Source organism: Pseudomonas sp. 3296, from assembly GCF_031456615.1.
GTDB classification, from domain to species: domain Bacteria; phylum Pseudomonadota; class Gammaproteobacteria; order Pseudomonadales; family Pseudomonadaceae; genus Aquipseudomonas; species Aquipseudomonas mucoides.
Map to the genome: position 1 here is coordinate 110374 of NZ_JAVDUY010000011.1, position 20819 is coordinate 131192.

Sequence of the window (20819 nt, forward strand, 5' to 3'; positions counted from 1 at the left end):
GCGATTTCCGCGCATCACTGAACAAGAGCTTTAGCGAAAAGACCTGCCCAACAGCAAGAAATGTCTGACAAGCGGAGACTAACTGGTCTTACTGAGTACGTAGACCCGCATCCACGTGCAGCCCGGCAGGACGTCCTGATGGCTCAGCACCCGGAAACCGGCTTGCTTGAAGTCCGCTTCAATCTCGACCTTGCTCACCGGCTGCGGGGCGTGAGTAGCCTCCGTCTCAGGTCGGCGCAGATTGAAATAGCCTTCGACTCGAGCCGCCACGATCACGGTATCGCGGCTGACCCGGTGGAATTCCTGGAGCATGGCCAACCGATGTTCGGCGCAGGTGATGTGCTGAAACAGTTGCATGCAAAAAATGCAGTCCACCGCGTTAACGGACAAGCCAAGGCTGAAGGCTGAGCTCTGGAAGGTCTTGATCCGCTTGAGCAGGCTTTGCGGATGGTGAGTCTGCGCATGGTTGAGCATGTCCTGGGACGGGTCCGACGCGAGGATCACGCGGTTTGCGTGCTCGGCCAGCACCGGCCAGAAGCGCCCGGCACCGCAGGCCACGTCAAGGATCAACCCCGGCTCGCCCGCCACCTTGAGCGCATTGCGCACCAGGTTTTCCTCGCGCCGGAACGCCAGGCGCCCCATCAGGCTACGCGGTTGCGGCTGACGGCAGACGCGGGCGTGTTCCTGATCGTAGCGCCGGGCGAACTCAAGCTCGATGGCGGATGTGGGTTGCGCAGACATGTGCAATTGACCCTTGGTGATGACTCTTGCGACCGCAAGTTAGCGGCCAGTGTCTGAAACAGTTGAAGCGTTCAATCCTTGGCCAACACGCCGTCGACCACCGCACCGCGACAGCCGGCAAACATATCCAGATCCTGGTTGTAGACCTTGCTGTTGACTTCTAGCAGACCCAGCATCGAATGAAACAGGTTGTCCTGGCTCAATGGCTTATCGCGACTCAGTTGCAGGCAATGTGTGTTTACCGAGAACGACTTCTGATAACTGTCGGAGAACCACGCGAGCATGGCCACGTGTTTCTGTTGCTCCGGCGCCAGCATGTAAGGCGTGCCGTGCAGGAACAGATTGTATTCACCCAAAGATTCGCCGTGGTCGGACAGGTACAGCATCGCGGTATCCACTTTCTCCTGGTTCTTGCGCAACAGATCGATCAGGGTCGACAGCACGTGGTCGGTGTACACCAACGTGTTGTCGTAACCATTAACGATACTTTCCCGACTGCAATTGTTCAGCGCGTTACTTTCACAAACCGGCGTGAAATGCTCGAACTCTTTCGGGTAACGCTTGAAGTATTCAGGGCCATGGCTGCCCATTTGATGCAAGACCAACACGGTGTCTTTATCGAGTGTGTCGATGAAATGTTGCAAACCTTGTAGCAGGATTTCGTCGCGGCATTCGCTGTTGGCGCACAGCACCGGGTCTTTCAGGTTGCTTACGTCGTCGATGGTGACCCGGTCGCACGTGCCTTTGCAGCCCGACTGGTTGTCACGCCAGATCACGTCCAGGCCGGCCCGTTTAAGCACATCGAGCAGGCCCTCTTCATTCTTCGCCTTGCTGGCGTTGTAGTCCTTGCGGCCCATGTTGGAGAACATGCACGGCACGGACACGGCGGTTTCGGTGCCGCAGGAATGCACATCGGTAAACGAAATCAGGCCGGCTTCTTTACTCAGCTTCGGGGTGGTGTCGCGGCCATAACCAAGGATGCCGAAGTTCTCGGCTCGGGCGCTTTCGCCCACCACCAGTACGGTCAGGGATTTGCGGCCATGGGATTGCCAGACCGGGTTCTTCTGCGCGTCTTCGCCGATTTTGACGAAGGGCTGATGGGCCGCCGCCACCTGTTCACGCAAGTAGCCCGCCGAGGCACCAATGTAGTTGCTCGGCACGACCATCAGGCGTAACTCATGGTGATTACGGAACAAAGAAGACAAGCCCTGATAGTTAATCAGGGCCACGCCACCTATAACGACAGCGGATACAACACTTACCAACACCTTGCTTAATAACTCGTGGTGCCAGCGACGATAACTGATCGGTGTTTTCCACAACAACAACGACGGCAAAACACCCAGAAACAGGATATACGCCAACAACTTCAACGAGAGCAAGTCTCGAACTTCCGTCGCATTGGTTTGTGCGAAGTTACGCAACATGCCGGTGTCGATCAGTACACCGTATTGGCTCATGAAGTAGGCCACCCCGGCGCTGATCATGAAGATCAGCGTCAGGACCGGCTTGAGCACACGCTTGAACGCCAGAAAGGTCAGTACAATGTTGAAGGCCGCCAGAATCATCGCCCCGAATGCCACGCGCATGACGATGCCTTTACCGTCGGCGGCGGTGATTTCAAACAGGTGCTGCCACAACACAAAATTGAAGGCAGTCAACAAAAAGGCGCTGGCAATCAGTGTCACCCATTCCGGGCGCACGGCTTTAATCTTCAACATGGTGATCGGCTGTTCCTGAAAAGAAGTGCCTACGGCAAATGTGAAAATTTCATTGACCGTGACAACACTAATGTTAAGCAGCGAACCATCAATTTTTTGTGAAAAAGAAGCCAACGAATAGTTGGCTTATTAAACCTGCGACCAAGGTTATGAATAATTGAGAATGGTTCAGGCCTGGTTCAGGTACCAGCGCCAGTCCTGCTCACCGACCTCGCCCATGAACTGTCGATACTCGGCGCGCTTAACGGCCAGGTAGACGCCCAGAAAAGGTTGTCCGAACGCTTCACGCGCCCAGGTCGAGCCTTCCAGCGCGCGCAACGTGGTCAGCCAATCGGTCGGTAACAGCTCCGTGGCCTGGGCGTACCCGTTGCCTTCCACCGGCGCACCCGGGTCGAGTTGTTCGCGAATACCGCGATGGATACCAGCCAGTATCGCCGCGGCAGCCAGGTACGGGTTGGCATCAGCGCCGCAGATACGGTGTTCGATGTGCCGGGAAAACGCCGGCCCGCCAGGCACGCGCAGACTCACCGTGCGGTTATCCACGCCCCAGGTCGCCGCCAGGGGCGCATAGCTGTTGGTCTGGAATCGCCGGTAGGAGTTGGCATTCGGGCAGAACAACAGCAAAGAATCGAGCAAGGTACTGAGCATGCCGCCGACCGCTTGCCTGAGCAACGGCGTGCCGTCCGGGGCTTCGCTGGCGAACAGGTTGTTGCCCTCTCTGTCCGCGAGGCTGACATGCATGTGCATCCCTGTGCCCGCCAGATCGTCGAAGGGTTTGGCCATGAAGCAGGCCGTCATCCCGTGCTTGTGAGCCACGCCCTTGACCAATCGTTTGTAACGCACGGCTTCGTCCATTGCCTGTAGGGCATCGGTGCGATGTTCGAGGGTAATTTCCACCTGCCCCGGCGCGTACTCGGAAATCGCCGTGCGCGCCGGAATGCCTTGCAGCTTGCAGGCGCTGTAGAGATCGGCCAGAAACGGTTCGATCTGCTCCAGTTCACGCAAGCCATAGACCTGCGTCGTGCGCGGCCGCCCGCCATCGACATCCCTCGCCGGTTGTGGCCGTCCGTTGCTGTCGCGCTGCTGATCCAGCAGATAAAACTCCAGCTCCGCCGCCATCACCGGGTAGTAACCGTCGGCTTGCAGGCCTTCGATCACTTTTGCCAACAAGTGCCGGGGATCGGCGATCGTCGCCGGCATGCCTTCTTTGGGGTGCATGCTGACTTGAACCGCCGCTGTCGGAATCAACCGCCACGGCAGGCGCGTCAGGCTGCCGCTGATTGGGTAGGCACGGCAGTCAATATCGCCGACGTCCCAGACCAGCCCGGAGTTTTCCACGTCGTCGCCATTGATGGTCAGGCCCAGAATGGTGCTCGGCAGCGGCCGACCGCTCTCGTACACCGCCAGCAGTTCATCGCGATGCAGCAGCTTGCCCCGTGGCACACCGTTGTTGTCGAGGATGAACAGCTCGAACATTTCAATGTCCGGGTTCTGTTCGAGAAAGGTCAGGGCTTCTTGCGGGGAGGCGAACGAGGTCGTGGCACAACTCATGGGTATTCTCTTTTTTCCGCGTCAGGCAAACGCGCAGGCGTTGCCGAAGTGATCCAGCGCATGGCGCGGGACCTGTCAGAACAATCAACGGGAAATGCAGGAATCCGGGGGGCGTGCGTGACGGCAATGCCACAGCGCCCAGAAGGCCAGCTCGGAGGGAAGTGCGACGGGACAATCGCCCATAGGTAAAACCGTAGAGGACAGATGAGTGGCAGCGTCACACGGGCAGTCAGGTCTTTAAATCGGGATTTGAAGAACCTTGGTTGCAATTTTGCTAAACAATCATCCCCTTGGCACGCCCTGACAGCATTCGTGCCACTACCACCAACACATCGACTGATCAGCGCAGAAACTTCCTACAAGGCATTCTCCTGGCACCATCGTTCCGTTAGGATCTTTCGCACACGTTGCGCATTGATCGCGCACGGAACACAGCGAGACAGAACGGATGCTGAACAGTAACTTGCTTCGAAAGCTCGACATGCAGGACCTCATGGTGTTTGCCGCCGTGTACGAGCAAAGCAGCGTCACCGGTGTGTCGGAGGCGCTCTGTGTCAGCCAGTCCACGGTGAGTTACTGCCTGAAAAAGCTGCGGACCAGTTTTGAAGACGAGTTGTTCATCAATACCCGCACCGGCATGCGCCCCACCTACAAAGCCAGCACCATGTACGCGCATGTGCTGAAAATTCTCGAAAGCATCAACCTGTGCCACGCCAGCACCCAAGCGTTCGACCCGACCTTGCAAGCCGTGACGTTCAACATTTGCGCGCCAGAGTACTTCGAACAGTTGATTCTGCCGCGTCTGCTCAAGCGCTTCGATTTCGCCGACCTGCCGGTGATGGTCAACATGCACAAGTTCGAAACCGACATCCCGGTCGACGAGTTGCGCGATGGCCGCCTCGACCTGGTGATCTGTTTCGGCCCGAATTTCCATCGCAGCCACACCGACTTCAAATCCCGGCTGTTACTGGAAGATGATCTGGTCTGTGTGTTCGACAAGCGCGCCACACCACTGGAGTCACGGCTGAGCCTGCAAGCCTTTGTGCAACGCCGGCATGTGTTTCCAACCCCATGGACGTCCAGCACCAACATGGTCGACGGCTGGCTGGCGCAACAGGCGCACAAACGGCAGATTGTCGCGCGAGCCAACAGCTACAGCGCGGCACTGAAGATGATCACCGGCACCGACTACATCCTGACCCTGCCCCGCCGTATCCAGCAATTGCTCGCCAACGAGGCGATCTTCAATCATTGCGAAGCACCCAACGGCCTGCCGGGTTTCACCCTGGACATGCAGTGGAGTCAAAGTGTCGATCAGGACAGTGCCAACACCTGGCTGCGCGAGCAGGTGATTGACGTCTGTGCCGAGCAGGTGGCCTGAATTCAGGGGGTGATGGCGGTCTTGGTGTAGGACTCGCGATCGATATCGAGAATTTCCACGCACAACTGCACTTCGACACCGGCTGGCCATTCACACAGGTCCTGGACCACCGCCAGCAGGCTTTCCGACAGCTGCTGTTTGATCTGCGGTGAGCGACCGCTCAACAGCGCCAGTTTCACGTGCACAAACGCCCGTTCATTCAACGCAGTGCCGACCTTGAAGGTCTCGACCTTCAGTGCCCGACTCTTGATGTCGAACTCTGCCGCGAACTGACCGGAAGCCACCAAGGCATTATTGAGACGGATCAACGCCACGTCGGCGTTCAGCCCAGGCAGGTTGGCGGTGTATTCCATGTGCACGTGAGGCATGACGCGGCTCCAGATAATGGGCAGAAAGATCCTACGTATAACACAGCGCCGTCTGACTCACTCGGGCAGCGGCAAGGGTGGACGTTCACTCATGAACACCTCCAGGCGCGAACGCAACCAGCGTTCGGCGGGGTCGGTATCGACATGGCTGAGCCAGACCATCGACAGGTCCAGGGTCGGGGTCTTGAACGGGAAAGGTTCCTTGAACAGCAAACCGGTAGCCGCCATGGCGTCGGCCGTGTAATCCGGCAGGCTGGCAATCAGATCGGTGCCCGCGAGCAAGGCCGGCAACGAGCTGTATTGCGGCACGGACAAGACCACCTGACGCGTCCGGCCAATCTCGGCCAGCCACTCATCGGCGTAACCACTGATGTTCGCCGTGTGGGAAACCAGCACATGAGGGCGAGAGCAATATTCATCGAGCGTCAGCGGTGTGTCGGACGCATCGGCGCGCAGGATGCTTGGCTGAATGTGGCGCAACAATTTGCGCTTGGCGTTGGCCGGCAGGCCGCGGGTCTGGCTGATGCCGACCGTGATGTCGCCGGACGCGAGCAAGTCCGGTATGCGCCAGTAATCGACGTGCTGGACCACAAACACCACCTTCGGCGCTTCCTGGCGCAAGGCGCGCAGCAACGGAGGCAGCAGGCCGAACTCGACGTCATCTGACAGCCCGATGCGAAACGTCATGGTGCTGCTGGCCGGGTCGAAACTGTGGGTCAGGCTCAACGCCACCGACAACGAATCCAGCGCCGGCGACAGATACTGAATCAACTCCTCGGCGCGGGCCGTCGGTTCCATGCGGTGGCCAACACGGATGAACAGCGGATCGTTGAACATCGCCCGCAAGCGGTTGAGCGCCGAGCTGATGGTCGGCTGACCGAGAAACAGCTTCTCCGCCACCCGCGTCACGTTGCGCTCGAGCATCAACGTTTCGAACACCACCATCAGGTTGATGTCCGCCTTGCGCAGTTCATTACGATTCATTCCTTGCCCCCGATCCCCAACACTTGAGGCAGTGTAGAAAGGCCCGACGCAAGCGTCTATGTCCAGCGGGGAATCAATTGACGGTCAAGGCCTTCAACCCGAGTGCAAGCGGTCGAACGTCCGGCCCCATCCCGAACTGTTTCGGGCTGACGGCATCGGCGAACTGCAATTGCACAATCAACACCCCCTCGCTCGACACCCGTTGCTGCATCTCGGCCGTAAGGGCCACATCGATGATGTTGCCATCTGCCTGCTCAAGCCGGGTATTCACGGCCGGTACGCCATTGATGTTGATAAGGACACGTTGCCGCGCATGACCTGGCGGAAGGAACGCCGTGGCTTCCAGACGCAAGGAATGCACGGGCGCCGGGACCCGGAACATGACTTCGGCGTCGGGACTTTTCGACCAGGTGCCCCAGAGTTCTGGCTCGGACCATCCATTGGCGAGCAGTGCCCCGCCCTTGCCGCCGTAATTGAACAGGGTCTTTTGTCCGGGTTCGACGCTGGGCACAAGATCCAGCGGGTTGATTTGCGAGGCCTGCTGCAGGCATGTGCTGCATTGTTTCCAACCCGGGGCCAGCACTGTGAACCCGTCAATCCTGGCGAAGAGGTCCGTTCGGGTATCAATATTTCTCACCGCCTGGATCAACGCCCGCTCATCGAGCAGGTACAACGAGTCGGCGGCATACTTGCCCGAGGCCATTTCACGCGCCGTCTCCTGCTCGGATTTGATCCAGTTGGCGGTGTCCATACGCCCGAGGTACACGGCATTCGTTGCCAGGCCATGGGCACCGGCGAAATCAGCCACCGACATCCACTTCGGGGACAGATTCTGCGGAACGATCCAGCGAATGCTCCGGTAATGAGTCGCAGCACTGTTCCAGAACGGATCGACCATGGGCGACACCCACTTCGACGCCGGCTCAACCATCAATTGTTTGCGCACGCCTATCCAGCCGGCATGGGTATCGAGCACCTGGATCAGCAACGCCAGAGACAACAGACTCACGGCGGTACGTGGGGAATTGGCGCGAATCACCAGGAAAATGATGGCGAAGATAATCGCGTAGTAGACCGGCCAGAACATCCGCCCTGACGCCCTGAAAATGTTCGCGATCGAGATCACCCACTGCGGCAACGGATAGGTCCATTCCAGCGAGCCGAGCGCTACATGATTGGAGATCGAGAACAGGCACAGCCCCACCAGAGCCACCAGTAATAGGGGGTGCTGGCCCAATCGCCGAGCAAAACCGGTTTGGCCTTGAAGCAGCCCCATCAGCGCACAAATGCCCAGTGTGATCAGCCCGAGCCCCAGATAGAGAAACCCTTCACCGTCGCCATACCCCTGAACACCGGGCATATCCTTGAGGACATAGGACCACTGCCCTGACCAATTGCCCGGATCGACCAGTGACAGCAGGTTCATGGCGTACAGGCCAAAACCATCCGATACCGCACCACTGCCCACCGAAAAATAGCCCGCCTGCCAGCAGCAAAAACTGACCAGCGAAAACAGCCCGATCAGTTCGATGGCAGCCGACTGCAGCGTCAGTTTTTTCCTGAAATAGCCGGCCGTGAGATCGGCGATCCAGATTACAGCCACCATTGCCAGAAAATACGCATGGATCAACGCGGCCGCCGCCAGCAAAGCGCCCCAGGCCAGTCGTCGACGGCGCAAATTCGGGTGCAGTCCCAGGTACAAGGAAGCCAGCACCAGAAAATGACCACCAAGGGACAAGTGGAACGGCATACGCATGATCATCGGCGGCGCGAAGACAAACAGCGCCGTCCCCACGGCACGCACCCCCACATGCGAAGAAACCAGCCCCAGCAGTTTCCAGGCAAACCAGGCCTGCAAGACGAAGCACGCGAGGAACCACAGCCCGAAATACTGGAAAGGCATCGGCAACAGCGCGGAGAACGGTTTGAACAAGAGGGCCAGCAGCGGATTGGAGTCAGAAAAAATGATGCCATTGCCCAATTCCAGCCCGTAGGACGGATTGAGCCCGACGGGAAAGGACCACGGTGACTGGCGGAAAAACACCCAGCCCAGATAATGCGTCGCCGGATCACCGTTCCCTAGCCACGCAATGTTTTGCGGGTTCAGCGCCCTCGGCCCGACCACGATGAAAAAAGCCACAACACCGATCAACAAGGGCAACAGGTTGAGCGGCAGGCGTTTAACAAGATCCTTCATCGATACGTCCAGAAGTTATGCAGTACAAAGGTGAAGGCCGGAATCGTCAGCGCCACGGCGCCAATCCCCAGCAAGTAATGCAGCCCGGCCATCTGCGCGGCCCAGGCCACCAGCATCGCCAACAGAAAACCGGCGCCGGACACCATCATGAAACGCAACAGCGTCCTGCCGTGCAATCGCGCGGAAAAACTCCAGGTGGTATTGATCACGTAGGACACCACGGTCGCCACGGCAAACGCCACGCCGTTGGCCAATGGTGGCAACGGCGACACGTAATTGATGAACAGCACGGCCACCAATGCATGCAAGGCGGTGACGAACAACCCGGTGACGGCAAAGCGCAGGCCACGCTTGATCAGGGCGGATTTTTCGGCTGACGTCACGGCTTCTGCGCCAGCACAAACACCGTCAAACCGGCCAGACGATTGGCCTTCATGAACGGCAACTCGATGTTGCACAAGGTCTTCAACAGCGTGTTCACCAGCGGGTGATGCTGCTTGAGTTGCGAACGTGGCGGCGACGGTTGCGCGCCTTTGGGCAGCAATCGCAACGTGGCGGCAATCGGGAACACCAGGCCGAAATAGTAGGTGCCCTGCTGCACCGTCAAGCCGGCCGCTCGGGCCACGGTTTCCAGTTGCGCCAGGGTGTAGCGGCGTTTGTGCTCGAGAAACTCATCATGCCCGCTCCAGAGAAACCGGAACGCCGGCACCGTCATCAGGAATCGGCTGCCAGAGGGGACTTTGTCGACATAGGCCTTGAGCAACCCGACGTCGTCGTCGACATGCTCCAGCACGTCCATCAGCAACACCAGGTCGGCGTCCACCGCATCGATTTCGCGCCGGTAATGCACCGGTTTGCCGGCGGTGCTGGCGTCCGAGTCGGCGTCGTAACTGATGTCCACGCACCACGCTTCGCTGGCCGATGAATGACTCAGCAGATGGTGACTAAAGAACCCGGAGCCTGCGCCCACGTCGAGAATTTTCCTGATCGGAGTGCTGCCGAGCAACCGTGTGGTCGCCGCCGCTTTGGAGGCGTAATACCAATGCTGATCGATGCTTGAACCGAGAATGTCGGTTTCCTTGAGATCCACGGTTCAGTCCTTGGGGTCATAGACACGCCGCACCAGATACACCGGCCGGCGTTTCGATTCAATGTAGGTTCGGCCCAGGTACTCGCCCAGCACCCCGATGCCGATCAATTGCAGGCCACCCAGAAAGGTGACCGCCACCATCAACGAGGCATAACCCGGAAGGTCGATACCGGAAATAAGGGTGCGCACGATGATGAAGATGGCGAACGAGAAGGAAATCAGCGAAACGAGCAGCCCGAGGTAGGTCCAGATCCGCAGCGGTTCGGTGCTGAAACTGGTGATGCCCTCCAATGCGAAGTTCCACAACCGCCAGCCATTGAACTTGGTCGCTCCGGCCGCCCGCTCCGGGCGCTCGTAGTTGACCTGGGTGGTGCGAAAACCGACCCAGGCGAACAAACCTTTCATGAAGCGCCGGGACTCGGGCAAGGACTGCAAGGCATCGATCACGCAGCGGTCCATGAGGCGGAAATCGCCGACGTTTTCCGGCAGGTGTTGCTCGGCGATTTTGTTGTGCAGGCGGTAGAACCAGTTGGCCGAGGTCTGTTTGGCCCAGGAGTCGGTGTTGCGACTCACACGATGACCCAGCACCACTTCATAACCTTCACGCCAGCGGGCAATCATCTCGAGAATAACCTCGGGCGGGTCCTGCAAATCAACGTCGATCGGCACCACGACCTGGCCGGTGGCGGTCTGCAAACCCGCGGTCAACGCGGCTTCTTTGCCGAAATTGCGACTCAGGTCAACGATGCGCAGGCGCGGGTCCGTCAACTGGCGTTCCAGCAACAGATCCAGCGTGGAATCGGTGCTGCCGTCATTGACGAACACCAGTTCCAGACCAATCAGCGCCTCGTCCTTGAAGACGTCATTGATCCGCGCGAGGAACAAGTCGACGGTGGCGGCTTCATTGAACACCGGGATGACGAGCGATAACGCCAAATGCCCGGCCAGTTGCGTTCCGTGCTGATGAGTCAATTGATTGCTCTTTTTTATAGTGGTTTTTCTACAATCCGGGGTCGCCGACAGTTTCTCGACGCCATGAGTCGAGTCGTATTAAGCAGGACCATGGGAGGTGATGCAAGGGCGAATCAGAGGGGGTTTTGGCCATTCCCACCGGCCTGCCGGCGCTCGCAGAAATATTTTCAAATGCCTGGAAACAAATGCCCGGTGGCCAAAAAAGCCAGCTCCGCTAGGCTTGCCCCCGACGCGTCACACAGGTTGTCGCAATAACCCATCGCATGGAGCGAGCAATATGTATTTCGAGATTTACAGGCAATCCAAGGGCACCCCGAGCACCGGTAAAGGGCAATGGCGCTGGCGGTTGAGGGCGGGGAATCACGAGACCATCGCCAGTGGCGAGTCGTATGTGAACAAGGCCGATTGTCTGCATGCCATCAGGTTGATCAAAGGGGTTGAGGGTGAGACGCCGGTGAAGGAGATTTAAGCCTGATTGGCATTGCCCAGGCTGCTCGGCTTGGGCAGGGGGCGAGCCATTGGTTTTTTGGCTGGATTCACTGTCCCCATCGCGAGCAAGCTCGCGTTGGGGCCGCAAAGAACACCATCAAACGCCAGGTAAAAACCCGCCTCAAACCGGCAACGGATACAACGCCTCATCAAACTGCGCCAACCGCGGAAACTGCATCGGCTGGTCATCGCTCAAGTGCTCCAGTCGCTGCTGATAGCTCACCAGGAATTCCTTGCGCGCCTCGTCGCTGATGTACGGCACATGCCACGCCACAAACGGTTCCAGCACGTCGAAGCCGACATACGCCAGCGTGCCGCGCAGGATCGGCCGCAGCATGTCTTCCAGCGGACCGTGAATCGCCCCCTCCCCGAACATGTGCTCGCGCCCGCCCAGAGTCACGGTCACCAGTGCCTTCTTGCCGCTCAAGCCGCCCTGATCGTAAAAGCGCTTGCCGCCGTAGCAGATCCCGGACACCAGCACCCGGTCGATCCAGCCCTTGAGCATGGCCGGGGCCGAGAACCAGAAAATCGGGAAATTGAGGATCAGCAGGTCAGCCCACAACAACTTGTCGAGTTCCTGTCGAATGTCCGGCGCCAGCGACTGGCTTTTCACCCCCAGCCGTTGCTCCAGTGCATACACCAGGTACTCCGGGTTCTCCCGAGAAGAAAAGTCATCGGCACTGGCCACCGGGTTCCAGTTCATCGCGTACAAATCGCTGACCTGCACCTCATGCCCTTGGGCTTCAAGGGTGGCGACGGCCTGGTCACGCAGGGCGGCGGTGAAAGATTGCGGTTCCGGGTGAGCGTGGACGATCAGTACTTTCATGACAATTCCTTAAATATTGATCAGCGTTGAATTTGAAGTCGGTAATGCAAGCTCGTCCATTGAGCGGTCACACCTGAATCGCCTTCACTTCAACGAATTCGTTAAGCCCTTCCTCGCCCCACTCCCGGCCATTGCCCGATTGTTTGTAGCCACCGAAGGGCGCCTGATAATTGAACGCTGCGCCGTTGAGGAAGCACTGCCCGGCACGCAACTGCCGCCCCAGGTGCAAGGCGCGTTCGGCACTGCCGGCCCAGACACCGCTGGACAGGCCGAACGGCGAATCGTTGGCGAGCTCAATCGCCTGCGCTTCATCGGTGTAGGGAATCAGGCACAGCACCGGGCCGAAAATTTCTTCCTGGGCGATGCGCATCCGGTTGTCGACATTGGCGAACAGCGTCGGGCTGACGTAGAAACCACGCTCGAAGGCGTCGGCCGTATCGCCGCCGCACACCCGTCGCGCGCCTTCTTGTTGGCCGACCTGAATGTAATCACGCACGGTGCGCCGTTGCGCCGCCGAACACATCGGCCCAAGGAAACTCTGCGGGTCCAGCGGATCGCCCATGCGCAGGCTTTGGGTTTCGGCGATGGCCAGTTCCACTGCTTCGGCGTAGCGACTGGCCGGCAGCAGCATGCGAGTCAACGCGGTGCAGGTTTGGCCGGAGTTGATCATCACGTCTTGCACGCCGTAGCGCACAGCGGCAGCGAGGTCGGCGTCTTCGGCAATCAGCAGCGGTGATTTGCCGCCCAGTTCCAGGCACACGCGCTTCACCGACGGCGCGGCGGCTTGTGCCACGCGAACCCCGGCGCCGGTGGAGCCGGTGAACGACACCATGTCGACGTCCGGGTGTTTGGCCAGCGCTTCGCCGACCTTCGAACCCGGCCCGCTGACCAGGTTGAACACGCCGGCCGGCAAGCCGATGGCTTCAATCATCTGCGCCAGCAAAAAGGCATGCAGCGGGGTTTCCTGGCTAGGCTTGACCACCACCGTGCAACCGGCAGCGAGCGCCGGGGCGAGCTTGCCGATCAGTTGATGCAGCGGGTAGTTCCACGGATTGATGAAGGCGCACACGCCCACCGCTTCGCGAATCACCAGCGAGTTGCCGACCTCACGCACTTCGTCCATCAGGCCTGCGAGCTCGACGTACTGCTCCAGCCCGGTGATCGGGCCGTCGACCTGCACCGAGCGGCACCATTGCACCGGCATGCCCAGTTCAGCGGTGATGACTGAAGCCATCTCGTCAGCCCGCGCACGCAACTGCTCGGCGAGGGCGCGGATGTAGCCGGCCCGCACACTCGAGGGCGTGCGCGACCATGAGCTGAACGCTTTGCGTGCCGCAGCCACCGCGTGGTCGACATCGCGCTCATCGCCCAACGGCACCGAGCCTGCAACTTCTTCAGTGGCCGGGTTGATCACCTCGGCGATGCCCTGCCCCGACGGAGTTTGCCAACGGCCATCGATAAACAGCGCTTTATGGTTATGCATAAACCTGAGACTCCAGCAATTCAGTGGCGCAACGGGTGATGCGCTGGCAGGCGTCACGCAACGGTTCGGCGCCCAACACCAGCCCCAGACGAATGTGCCCGGCGGCGCTCGGGCCGAAGGCTTCACCGGCCAGCACCGACACGCCATGGCGGTCGAGCAAGCGGTCGGCAAACGCCTGGGCGCTGAGCCCGGTGTCGCGGATATCGACCATCACGAACATCCCGCCATCGGGTTTCAAGGCCCGCACGCCGGGGCAATCAGCCAGGCATTCGCACACCAGATCACGGCGTTGGCGATAGGCTTCGCGCATGGCCTCCAGCTCGGGCAAGTGGCTTTCCAGAGCGACGACCGCGGCGTCCTGCACGAAGTCCGGCAAGCCGTAGAGCATGCACAGCGCGAGGTTTTCCAGGTGCGCCGCGAGGGCCGGTGGTGCCACTGCCCAGCCAATTCGCCAACCCGTCATGGCGTGGGATTTCGACAGGCTATTGAGCGTCGCGGTGCGCTCGGCCATGCCCGGCAAACTGGCCGGACTGACGTGCTCGCCGTCGAACAACAGCTCGCTGTAGACCTCATCGGAAATCAGCCACAGGTCATGGGCGATGCACAGGTCGGCCAACGCCTGCCAGGTCGCGCGGGACAAACTGGCGCCCGATGGATTGTGTGGACTGTTCAGCGCCAATGCCCGAGTGCGCGGGGTGATGCGGGCCGCGACATCTTCAGGCAGCAGACGGAAACCGTTTTCCGAACGCACCGGCACCGGAATCACCACGGCGCCACAGGCACCGAATACCGCTTCATAGGTCACGTACATCGGCTCGGCAACGATCACTTCATCGCCAGGGTTGAGCACGCATTGGGCGACGCTGAATAACGCGCATTGCGCGCCGGCCAGGACGATGACCTGATCAGCCGAAACCTGTTGGCCGCTGCGCCGTCCGTAGTGCCTGGCGATGCTTTCACGCAAGGCGCGTTTGCCACGCACGTCGGCGTAGTGGGTGTTGCCGGACAACAGGCTGTCGATGGCCGCCTGCACGATCGGCGCCGGCGTGTCGAAATCCGGGTCACCGACCGACAGCAGCAGAATGTCTTCACCCTGCTCCTGCAGCGCGAGTGCGCGGTAATGGATGTCCCACGCAGCAGCGCCGTCACCGGCGATACGTTGAGTCAGATCGGAAAAACGCATGGCGATACCTCTGCCAGAAAATGAAAATCAGTGCGCGCACGCGTGCTTGAGTTCGATCAGGGTCACGCCGTTGCGCTTGAAGCCGTGGCGCAAGTCGGTTTGCAGCTCGGCCAGGCTTTGCGGTTGATTCACGGTGCAGCCGAACGCACGGCCGAGGGCGGCGAAATCCGGGTTGCGTGGCAGTACGCCAATCGGTTCGATGTCGAGCCCAAGCATGTCATCGCGAATCTGCCCCAGCGCGTCGTTGTTCCACAGCAACACCACCAGCGGGCTGTCGAGCTCTTCGACGGCGGTCGCCAGCTCTTGCGCGGTGTAGAGGAAACCACCGTCGCCGACCAACACCAGCCCTGGCCGCTGCGGCGCGCCGAACTTGGCGCCGATGCCTGCCGGCAAGCCATAGCCCAAAGTGCCGTAACCGGTCGGGTGCAACCAGCTGCGCGGTGCCAGGCTGTTGAAGGCGTAGTTGCCGGTGTAGGCCAGTTGGGTCATGTCGGTGCTGATGAACGCGTCGGCCGGCAACTCGGCGGCGATACGGTCAAGGATCGCCTGGTGGATCGACTGCAACGGGCCATGGCTTGCCTTCACAGCTTCGCGCAAGGCTCCTACGGCAGAAATCGCTGCGCTGGCATCACGCGCGGTGGACGGTAGACGTTCCAGCAGCGCGACGAGGGTTTGTTGGGCATCACCGTGCAATGCCACCGCACACGGGTAGAAATCGTTGAACTTGCGCGGGTCGATGTCCACGCGCAACAGTTCGGCATTCAGCGGCAAGCGCTCGCGCCAGAAATCGGTGTCGGCCATTTCGGTGCCGACCGCCAGCACCACGTCGGCCTCGGCGATCAGGTTCCAGCCGGGTTCGACGCACAGGGTCGAGCCCGCGTTCAGTGGTGCATCCGGCGGCAACAAACCTTTGCCGGCGACGCTGGTGAACAGCGGCGCGGCCAGTCGGTTGCTGATGTCGTGCAGTGCTTGCTGCGCATTCAACGCGCCGCCACCGGCAATGATCATCGGCCGCTTGGCGTTTTTCAGCTTGGCCACGGCCTCGTCCAGCGCTGCGGTTGAGGCGGCGCCACGACCCGGACGACGGACCACGTCGTTGCTCCAGTCACGGGTAATTTTTGCGGACAACACGTCCAGCGGCACCGAGATGTGCACCGGACGCGGGCGCTCGCTGTCGAACACGGCGTAGGCGCGGGCGATCAATTCGGGCAGGTCGTCGGTGCTCAACGCGACCGCCGAGAACGCGGTGATGGGTGCGGTGATCGCGCGCTGGTCCTGGGTTTCGTGCAGGCAACCCCAACCCTTGCCTAGGCTGGCGGTGTGGTTGACGCTGGAAATCACCAGCATCGGAATCGAGTCGGCATAGGCCTGACCAATACCGGTTGCGGCGTTAGTTACGCCGGGGCCGGTGATGACGAAGCACACGCCCGGTTTGCCGCTGACGCGTGCATAGCCGTCAGCCATGAAACTGGCGCCCTGCTCGTGGCGGGTCAAGACGTGGCGTATGCCGCTGCCGGGCAAGCCGCGATACAACTCCAGCGTGTGCACGCCGGGAATGCCGAACACGGTGTCGACGCCGTAGTTGGCCAGCAGACGCACCAGGGCCTGGCCGCCGGTCAATGTTGTGGTTTGCATGTTCACATCCTCACTCGTGGCCAAGGCGAATCAACGCATCGACCGCAGTCGTGCCAGCGGCACCGACCAACAATGGGTTCACATCGAGTTCCAGCAACTGCCCGGCGTTTTCACAGGCGTAATCGGCCACCGCACGGATCGCTGTCACCAGCGAATCCAGATCCGCCGCTTCGCGTCCGCGGAACCCTTGCAGCAACGCCGCACTGCGCAGGCTTAAAACGGCCCTGCGAATGGCACCGTCGGTGGTCGGCAGCAGCAGGCTGCGACTGTCCTTGAGCAACTCCACCAGAATCCCGCCAGTGCCGATAACCAAAGCGAGACCGAAGTCGTTTTCGCGCTTGATGCCAACGATCAATTCAGCCAGCGGCGGCTTGGCCATCGGCTCCAGCAGCACGTGATCGAACGGCACCTGCGGCGCGTACTCGGCAATGCTTGCGCGCATTTTTTCCAGGGCGGCGCTCAGGGCGGTGGCGTCCTTGAGGTTCAGCGCCACGGCACCGGCTTCGGTTTTGTGTGGCAGTTGCGCGCTGACCGCTTTGAGCACCAACGGATAACCCAGTACGTCGGCGTCACTCAGCGCGTTGTCCGGCGTGCTCAAGACGCCGTTGGGCGTCGGCAGGCCGAAGGCATGCAATGCTTTTTTCGACTCCCACTCGTTGAGCAGGCGTCCTTCGCCGATCAAGGCGTGCGGACAATGCGGCACCAGCGCCGATTCACCGAGCGCCAGCAGTGCCTGACGATTGCGCTGATAACCGGCAATGCGCCCCCACGCCGCCAAGCCGTCTTCCACGCCTTGCAACGCAGCGACGCCTTGCGAATGCAGACGTTCACGAGCGTGCGCCGGGAGCAATTCGGGAAACGCCGAGGTGACGAAACCGGTCTTGCCGTGGCGCACCAGCGCGGCGCAAAACAGCTCCAGCAGCAGGTCGCATTCCTTGCGCTCACCGGTGAACTCAGCCGGGTAATCAAGCACCAGCATCGCGGCGTCGGCTTCGGTGCGCAGGGCACTGTCGAGCATGCGGTTCAAGGCGTCGCCATCGCCCCAGATTGCCGTGGTGAAATCCAGCGGATTGACCAGGTTGGCGTAGGTGGGCAGCACTTGCGCCAGTTCCCCGACCTGGCCTTCATCGAGCTTGGGCAGGCTCAGGTCATTGCGTTCGGCGTAGTCGGCAATCAACCCGGCATCACCGCCGGAACAGGCCAGCGCAATCAGGCTGTTGCCCGTCGGCAACTGGCCGCACGCCGCCGCTTTGAGGGTTTCGACAAAACTCACCGGGCCACTGACGCGGATCACGCCGAGACGCGCAAACAGGCTGTCGTAGAGCGCATCGGAGCCGGACAGCGAACTGGTGTGACTGAGCGCCAGTTCGGCACCGATCTGCGACACGCCGGTTTTCAGGGCGATGATCGGGATGCCCTTCTCCAGCGCCTTGTGTGCGGCACGGGCGAAACCCGGCACGTTTTTCAGGCCTTCGAGGTGCAAGCCGATGGCCGTGACGCGCGGCTCATCGAGCAACACGTCCATCAATTCGGCAATGCCCAGTTGCGCCTGATTGCCGACTGACGCCATGTAGGCCACCGGCAGCGAGCGGTCGCTCATCGACAGGTTGTAGGCGAAGTTGCCGCTCTGGGTCAGCACGGCGACGCCCTTCTCCACCGGTTTGCCGCCATGGGCCACCGGCCACAGCGCGGAGCTGTGCAGGTAATCGAGCAAGCCGTAGCAGTTGGGGCCGAGCAACGCCATGCTGCCGGCCGCTTTGAGTAACTGTTGCTGCAAGGCCAGGCCTTCAGCGCCGGTTTCGGCAAACCCGGAGGCGTAGCAAATCGCCCCGCCCGCGCCCTTGGCCGCCAGTTCGGCGACACAGGTCAGGGTCAGCTCGCGGTTGGTCGCGATGAACACCGCGTCAGGGCCGCACGGCAGCTCGGCGATGCTGCGCACACAGGGCACGCCTTCAAGCGTGTCGTGCTGCGGATTGATCAGCCACATCTCGCCCTGGTAGCCACCGTCGGCGCAGCGCTTGAGCGCGCGGGCCATGCTGCGCCCACCGACAAACGCCAGATGGCGCGGTGCGAGCAGGCGTTTGAGGTTGTCACGAATCGTCTGCGACATACACATTCTCCGGGCCGATCAGCGCAAAAGCGGCCGCAGCAATTCGCGGGAAATGATGTGGCGCTGGATCTCCGAAGTGCCTTCCCAGACACGCTCGATCCGCGCGTTACGCCAGATGCGTTCCACCGGGCATTCATCCATCAGGCCCATGCCACCGAAAATCTGCACCGCCTCATCAGCGACCTTGCCGAGCACTTCACTGGCGAACAGTTTGGCCATGCCGGCTTCGCCATCGGTCATGGTGCCCTGGTCCATTTTCCAGGCGGTGTGCAAGGTCAGCAGTTCGGCCGCGCGGATCTGCGTGACCATGTCCGCGAGCTTGAACGAGACACCTTGATAGGTACCGATTGGCTGGCCGAACTGCTTGCGATCCGCCGCCCATTGCAGCGACACATCCAGCGCCCGTTGCGCCTGACCGACGCAGTTGGCGGCGACCATGACGCGCCCGGCGGTCAGCCAGGCGTTGGCCACGTCCCAGCCCTTGCCGACTTCGCCCAGCACTTTGGAAGCGGGGACGCGGCAGTCGTCGAAGAACATTTCGTAGGTGTGGTAACCGCGATTGCTCACGCACTTCGGACCGCGGCGGATGGTCATGCCCGGTGTGTTGCGGTCGACCAGAAACGAGGTCACGGCGTTGCGCTGGCGGCCGTTGTGCTCGTAGGTGTCGGTCACCGCGAAGACGATGGCGAAGTCGGCGTGGCCGGCGTGGCTGATGAAGTGTTTGCTGCCATTCAGAATGAAGTCATCACCGTCGCGGACGGCGCGGGTCTTGATCGCGTTGGCGTCGGAACCGGCACCCGGTTCGGTGAGCGCGAAGCAATCGATTTTCTCGCCCTGGATGCACGGCAACAGGTAGTCGTTGATTTGATCACCGGTGCAGGCCATGAGGATTTTCGACGGCCGGGCAACGAACACATGCAGTGCCCAGGAGACCTTCGACAATTCACGTTCGATCAGCGCCTGGGACAGGTAGTCCAGACCGCCGCCGCCGACTTCTTCCGGCATGTTGAAGGCATAGAAACCGGCGGCGATGGCCTTGCCGCGAATCTGTGCCGCCAGCTCCGGGGAAACTTCGTCGGCACGGTCGACCGCTTCCTCATGGGGCAGCAGTTCCTTGGCGACAAAACTGCGTACCGCGTCCACCAACATTTCTTGTTCTTGGGTCAGTTGGAAATTCATGGGGCTACCTGTTGTTCGTGTGCTGAAGATGGTGTCGGGCTTAGCGGCCGATGAAATTGGCCGGGCGTTTTTCGATGGAGGCGCGCAGGGCTTCATTGCCGTCTTCGCTGCGGCCGCACAACAGGCCGGCGGCGAGTTCGGCTTGCAGTTGCTCCGGCAGGCTGCGCTGGGCGCCTTCACGCATGAGTTTTTTGGTCTGGGCGAAGGCGAAGGTCGGGCCGTTGGCCAGGCGCGAAGCAAGTTCAGTGGTGACGTCGAGCAGTTGCTCATCGGCGCAGACCTCGCCAACGAGGCCGGCGGCCAAGGCACGATCGGCACCCCACAACTCGTCGAGGAACAACAGGCGTTTGGCTTGCTCGGTGCCGATCAACCGAGGCAGATGCCAACTGGCGCCAGCGTCCGGCGAGTAAGCCATGCTGGTGTAGCCGGCCTTGAAGCGCGCCGATTGCGCAGCTATGCGCAAATCGCAGCACAGCGTCAGGTCCATGCCGGCGCCGACGGCGGTGCCGTTGATGGCAGCGATGGTTGGTTTTTCCAGGCTGTACAGACGACTCATCAAGGCGTGAGCGGTTTCGGTCCAGCCGTAGGTTTCGAGGGCGCCACGGGCTTCGGCTTCGGCCCACTCGGCGAGGTCAGCACCGGCGCAAAAACTGCGACCGCTGCCGGTCAGCACAACGACTCGCACGGCGGGGTCGGCGTTGAATTGGTCCAGCAAGGCGTGGAGGTTTTTCAGGGTCGGAATGTCCAGCGCATTGCGCTGGGCGGTGCGATTTAGGGTGATCCAGGCAATGCCGGCTTCGACCTGACTGAGCAGAGAAGATTGAGTAGTCATGCGAATCCTCGAATTATTGTGATTGGTCTGAGGTGATGCGACTTGAGGCCATACTAAACGAGTGTTCAGTAAGGCGG

18 protein-coding genes are annotated in these 20819 nt (G+C 60.7%); 2 read left to right on the plus strand and 16 right to left on the minus strand.

The genetic code is table 11. The features are described 5' to 3' along the window. Positions 1-78: 78 nt before the first annotated feature. The 3 genes from J2X66_RS27750 to J2X66_RS27760 form a co-directional block, all read right to left on the minus strand. Positions 79-741 (minus strand): class I SAM-dependent methyltransferase, encoded by a 663-nt coding sequence (locus J2X66_RS27750; RefSeq protein ID WP_310271153.1) that lies wholly within the window; start codon positions 739-741, stop codon positions 79-81. Between the two features lie 71 nt (positions 742-812). Next, positions 813-2462 carry a phosphoethanolamine--lipid A transferase gene (locus J2X66_RS27755; protein WP_310271154.1) on the minus strand — a complete coding sequence of 550 codons (1650 nt, stop codon included), beginning with the start codon at positions 2460-2462 and terminating at the stop codon, positions 813-815. A 168-nt stretch (positions 2463-2630) separates the two neighbouring features. Further along, a complete protein-coding gene (locus J2X66_RS27760) occupies positions 2631-4013 on the minus strand; it encodes a glutamine synthetase family protein (RefSeq protein ID WP_310271156.1) in 1383 nt (460 codons plus the stop codon). Positions 4014-4461: 448 nt separating this feature from the next. Between J2X66_RS27760 and J2X66_RS27765 the strand changes: the two genes are divergently transcribed. Beyond that, positions 4462-5394, plus strand: coding sequence for a LysR family transcriptional regulator (locus tag J2X66_RS27765; RefSeq protein ID WP_310271158.1), 933 nt, complete (start codon positions 4462-4464; stop codon positions 5392-5394). 2 nt (positions 5395-5396) lie between these two features. Here J2X66_RS27765 and J2X66_RS27770 read toward each other — a convergent pair whose 3' ends face one another. From J2X66_RS27770 to J2X66_RS27795, 6 genes are all read right to left on the minus strand, one after another. Then, positions 5397-5762 carry a 5-carboxymethyl-2-hydroxymuconate Delta-isomerase gene (locus J2X66_RS27770; protein WP_310271160.1) on the minus strand — a complete coding sequence of 122 codons (366 nt, stop codon included), beginning with the start codon at positions 5760-5762 and terminating at the stop codon, positions 5397-5399. A 57-nt stretch (positions 5763-5819) separates the two neighbouring features. Beyond that, complete coding sequence (locus J2X66_RS27775) at positions 5820-6746, minus strand: LysR substrate-binding domain-containing protein (RefSeq protein WP_310271162.1); 927 nt, start codon at positions 6744-6746, stop codon at positions 5820-5822. A gap of 73 nt (positions 6747-6819) precedes the next feature. Further along, positions 6820-8943 carry a DUF6311 domain-containing protein gene (locus tag J2X66_RS27780; RefSeq protein ID WP_310271165.1) on the minus strand — a complete coding sequence of 708 codons (2124 nt, stop codon included), beginning with the start codon at positions 8941-8943 and terminating at the stop codon, positions 6820-6822. Continuing rightward, complete coding sequence (locus J2X66_RS27785; protein ID WP_310271168.1) at positions 8940-9326, minus strand: GtrA family protein; 387 nt, start codon at positions 9324-9326, stop codon at positions 8940-8942. The genes J2X66_RS27780 and J2X66_RS27785 overlap by 4 nt, the downstream gene beginning before the upstream one ends. Beyond that, the gene (locus tag J2X66_RS27790) at positions 9323-10033 is read right to left on the minus strand and encodes a methyltransferase domain-containing protein (protein ID WP_310271170.1); all 711 of its coding nucleotides are present in this window, start codon (positions 10031-10033) and stop codon (positions 9323-9325) included. The genes J2X66_RS27785 and J2X66_RS27790 overlap by 4 nt, the downstream gene beginning before the upstream one ends. 3 nt (positions 10034-10036) lie before the next feature. Next, on the minus strand, positions 10037-11005 hold the full coding sequence (locus tag J2X66_RS27795; protein ID WP_310271173.1) for a glycosyltransferase family 2 protein: 969 nt from the start codon (positions 11003-11005) through the stop codon (positions 10037-10039). A gap of 277 nt (positions 11006-11282) precedes the next feature. Between J2X66_RS27795 and J2X66_RS27800 the strand changes: the two genes are divergently transcribed. Next, complete coding sequence (locus J2X66_RS27800; RefSeq protein WP_310271176.1) at positions 11283-11474, plus strand: DUF1508 domain-containing protein; 192 nt, start codon at positions 11283-11285, stop codon at positions 11472-11474. A gap of 141 nt (positions 11475-11615) precedes the next feature. Here J2X66_RS27800 and J2X66_RS27805 read toward each other — a convergent pair whose 3' ends face one another. The 7 genes from J2X66_RS27805 to J2X66_RS27835 form a co-directional block, all read right to left on the minus strand. Next, positions 11616-12320: an NAD(P)H-dependent oxidoreductase gene (locus tag J2X66_RS27805; RefSeq protein ID WP_310271179.1), complete on the minus strand. Its 705-nt coding sequence runs from the start codon at positions 12318-12320 to the stop codon at positions 11616-11618. Positions 12321-12387: 67 nt separating this feature from the next. After that, entirely contained in the window at positions 12388-13803 is a 1416-nt protein-coding gene (locus tag J2X66_RS27810) for an aldehyde dehydrogenase family protein (protein WP_310271182.1), read from the minus strand. Then, complete coding sequence (locus tag J2X66_RS27815; RefSeq protein WP_310271185.1) at positions 13796-14986, minus strand: pyridoxal phosphate-dependent aminotransferase; 1191 nt, start codon at positions 14984-14986, stop codon at positions 13796-13798. Before J2X66_RS27815 ends, J2X66_RS27810 begins: the two co-directional genes overlap by 8 nt. 27 nt (positions 14987-15013) lie before the next feature. After that, complete coding sequence (locus J2X66_RS27820) at positions 15014-16621, minus strand: 5-guanidino-2-oxopentanoate decarboxylase (protein ID WP_310271188.1); 1608 nt, start codon at positions 16619-16621, stop codon at positions 15014-15016. A 10-nt stretch (positions 16622-16631) separates the two neighbouring features. Further along, entirely contained in the window at positions 16632-18731 is a 2100-nt protein-coding gene (locus tag J2X66_RS27825) for an acetate--CoA ligase family protein (RefSeq protein ID WP_310271190.1), read from the minus strand. 18 nt (positions 18732-18749) lie between these two features. Beyond that, positions 18750-19910: an acyl-CoA dehydrogenase family protein gene (locus J2X66_RS27830; RefSeq protein WP_059181450.1), complete on the minus strand. Its 1161-nt coding sequence runs from the start codon at positions 19908-19910 to the stop codon at positions 18750-18752. Positions 19911-19950: 40 nt separating this feature from the next. After that, positions 19951-20742, minus strand: a complete 792-nt coding sequence (locus J2X66_RS27835; protein ID WP_310271194.1) for an enoyl-CoA hydratase/isomerase family protein — start codon at positions 20740-20742, stop codon at positions 19951-19953. Between the last annotated feature and the right edge of the window lie 77 nt (positions 20743-20819).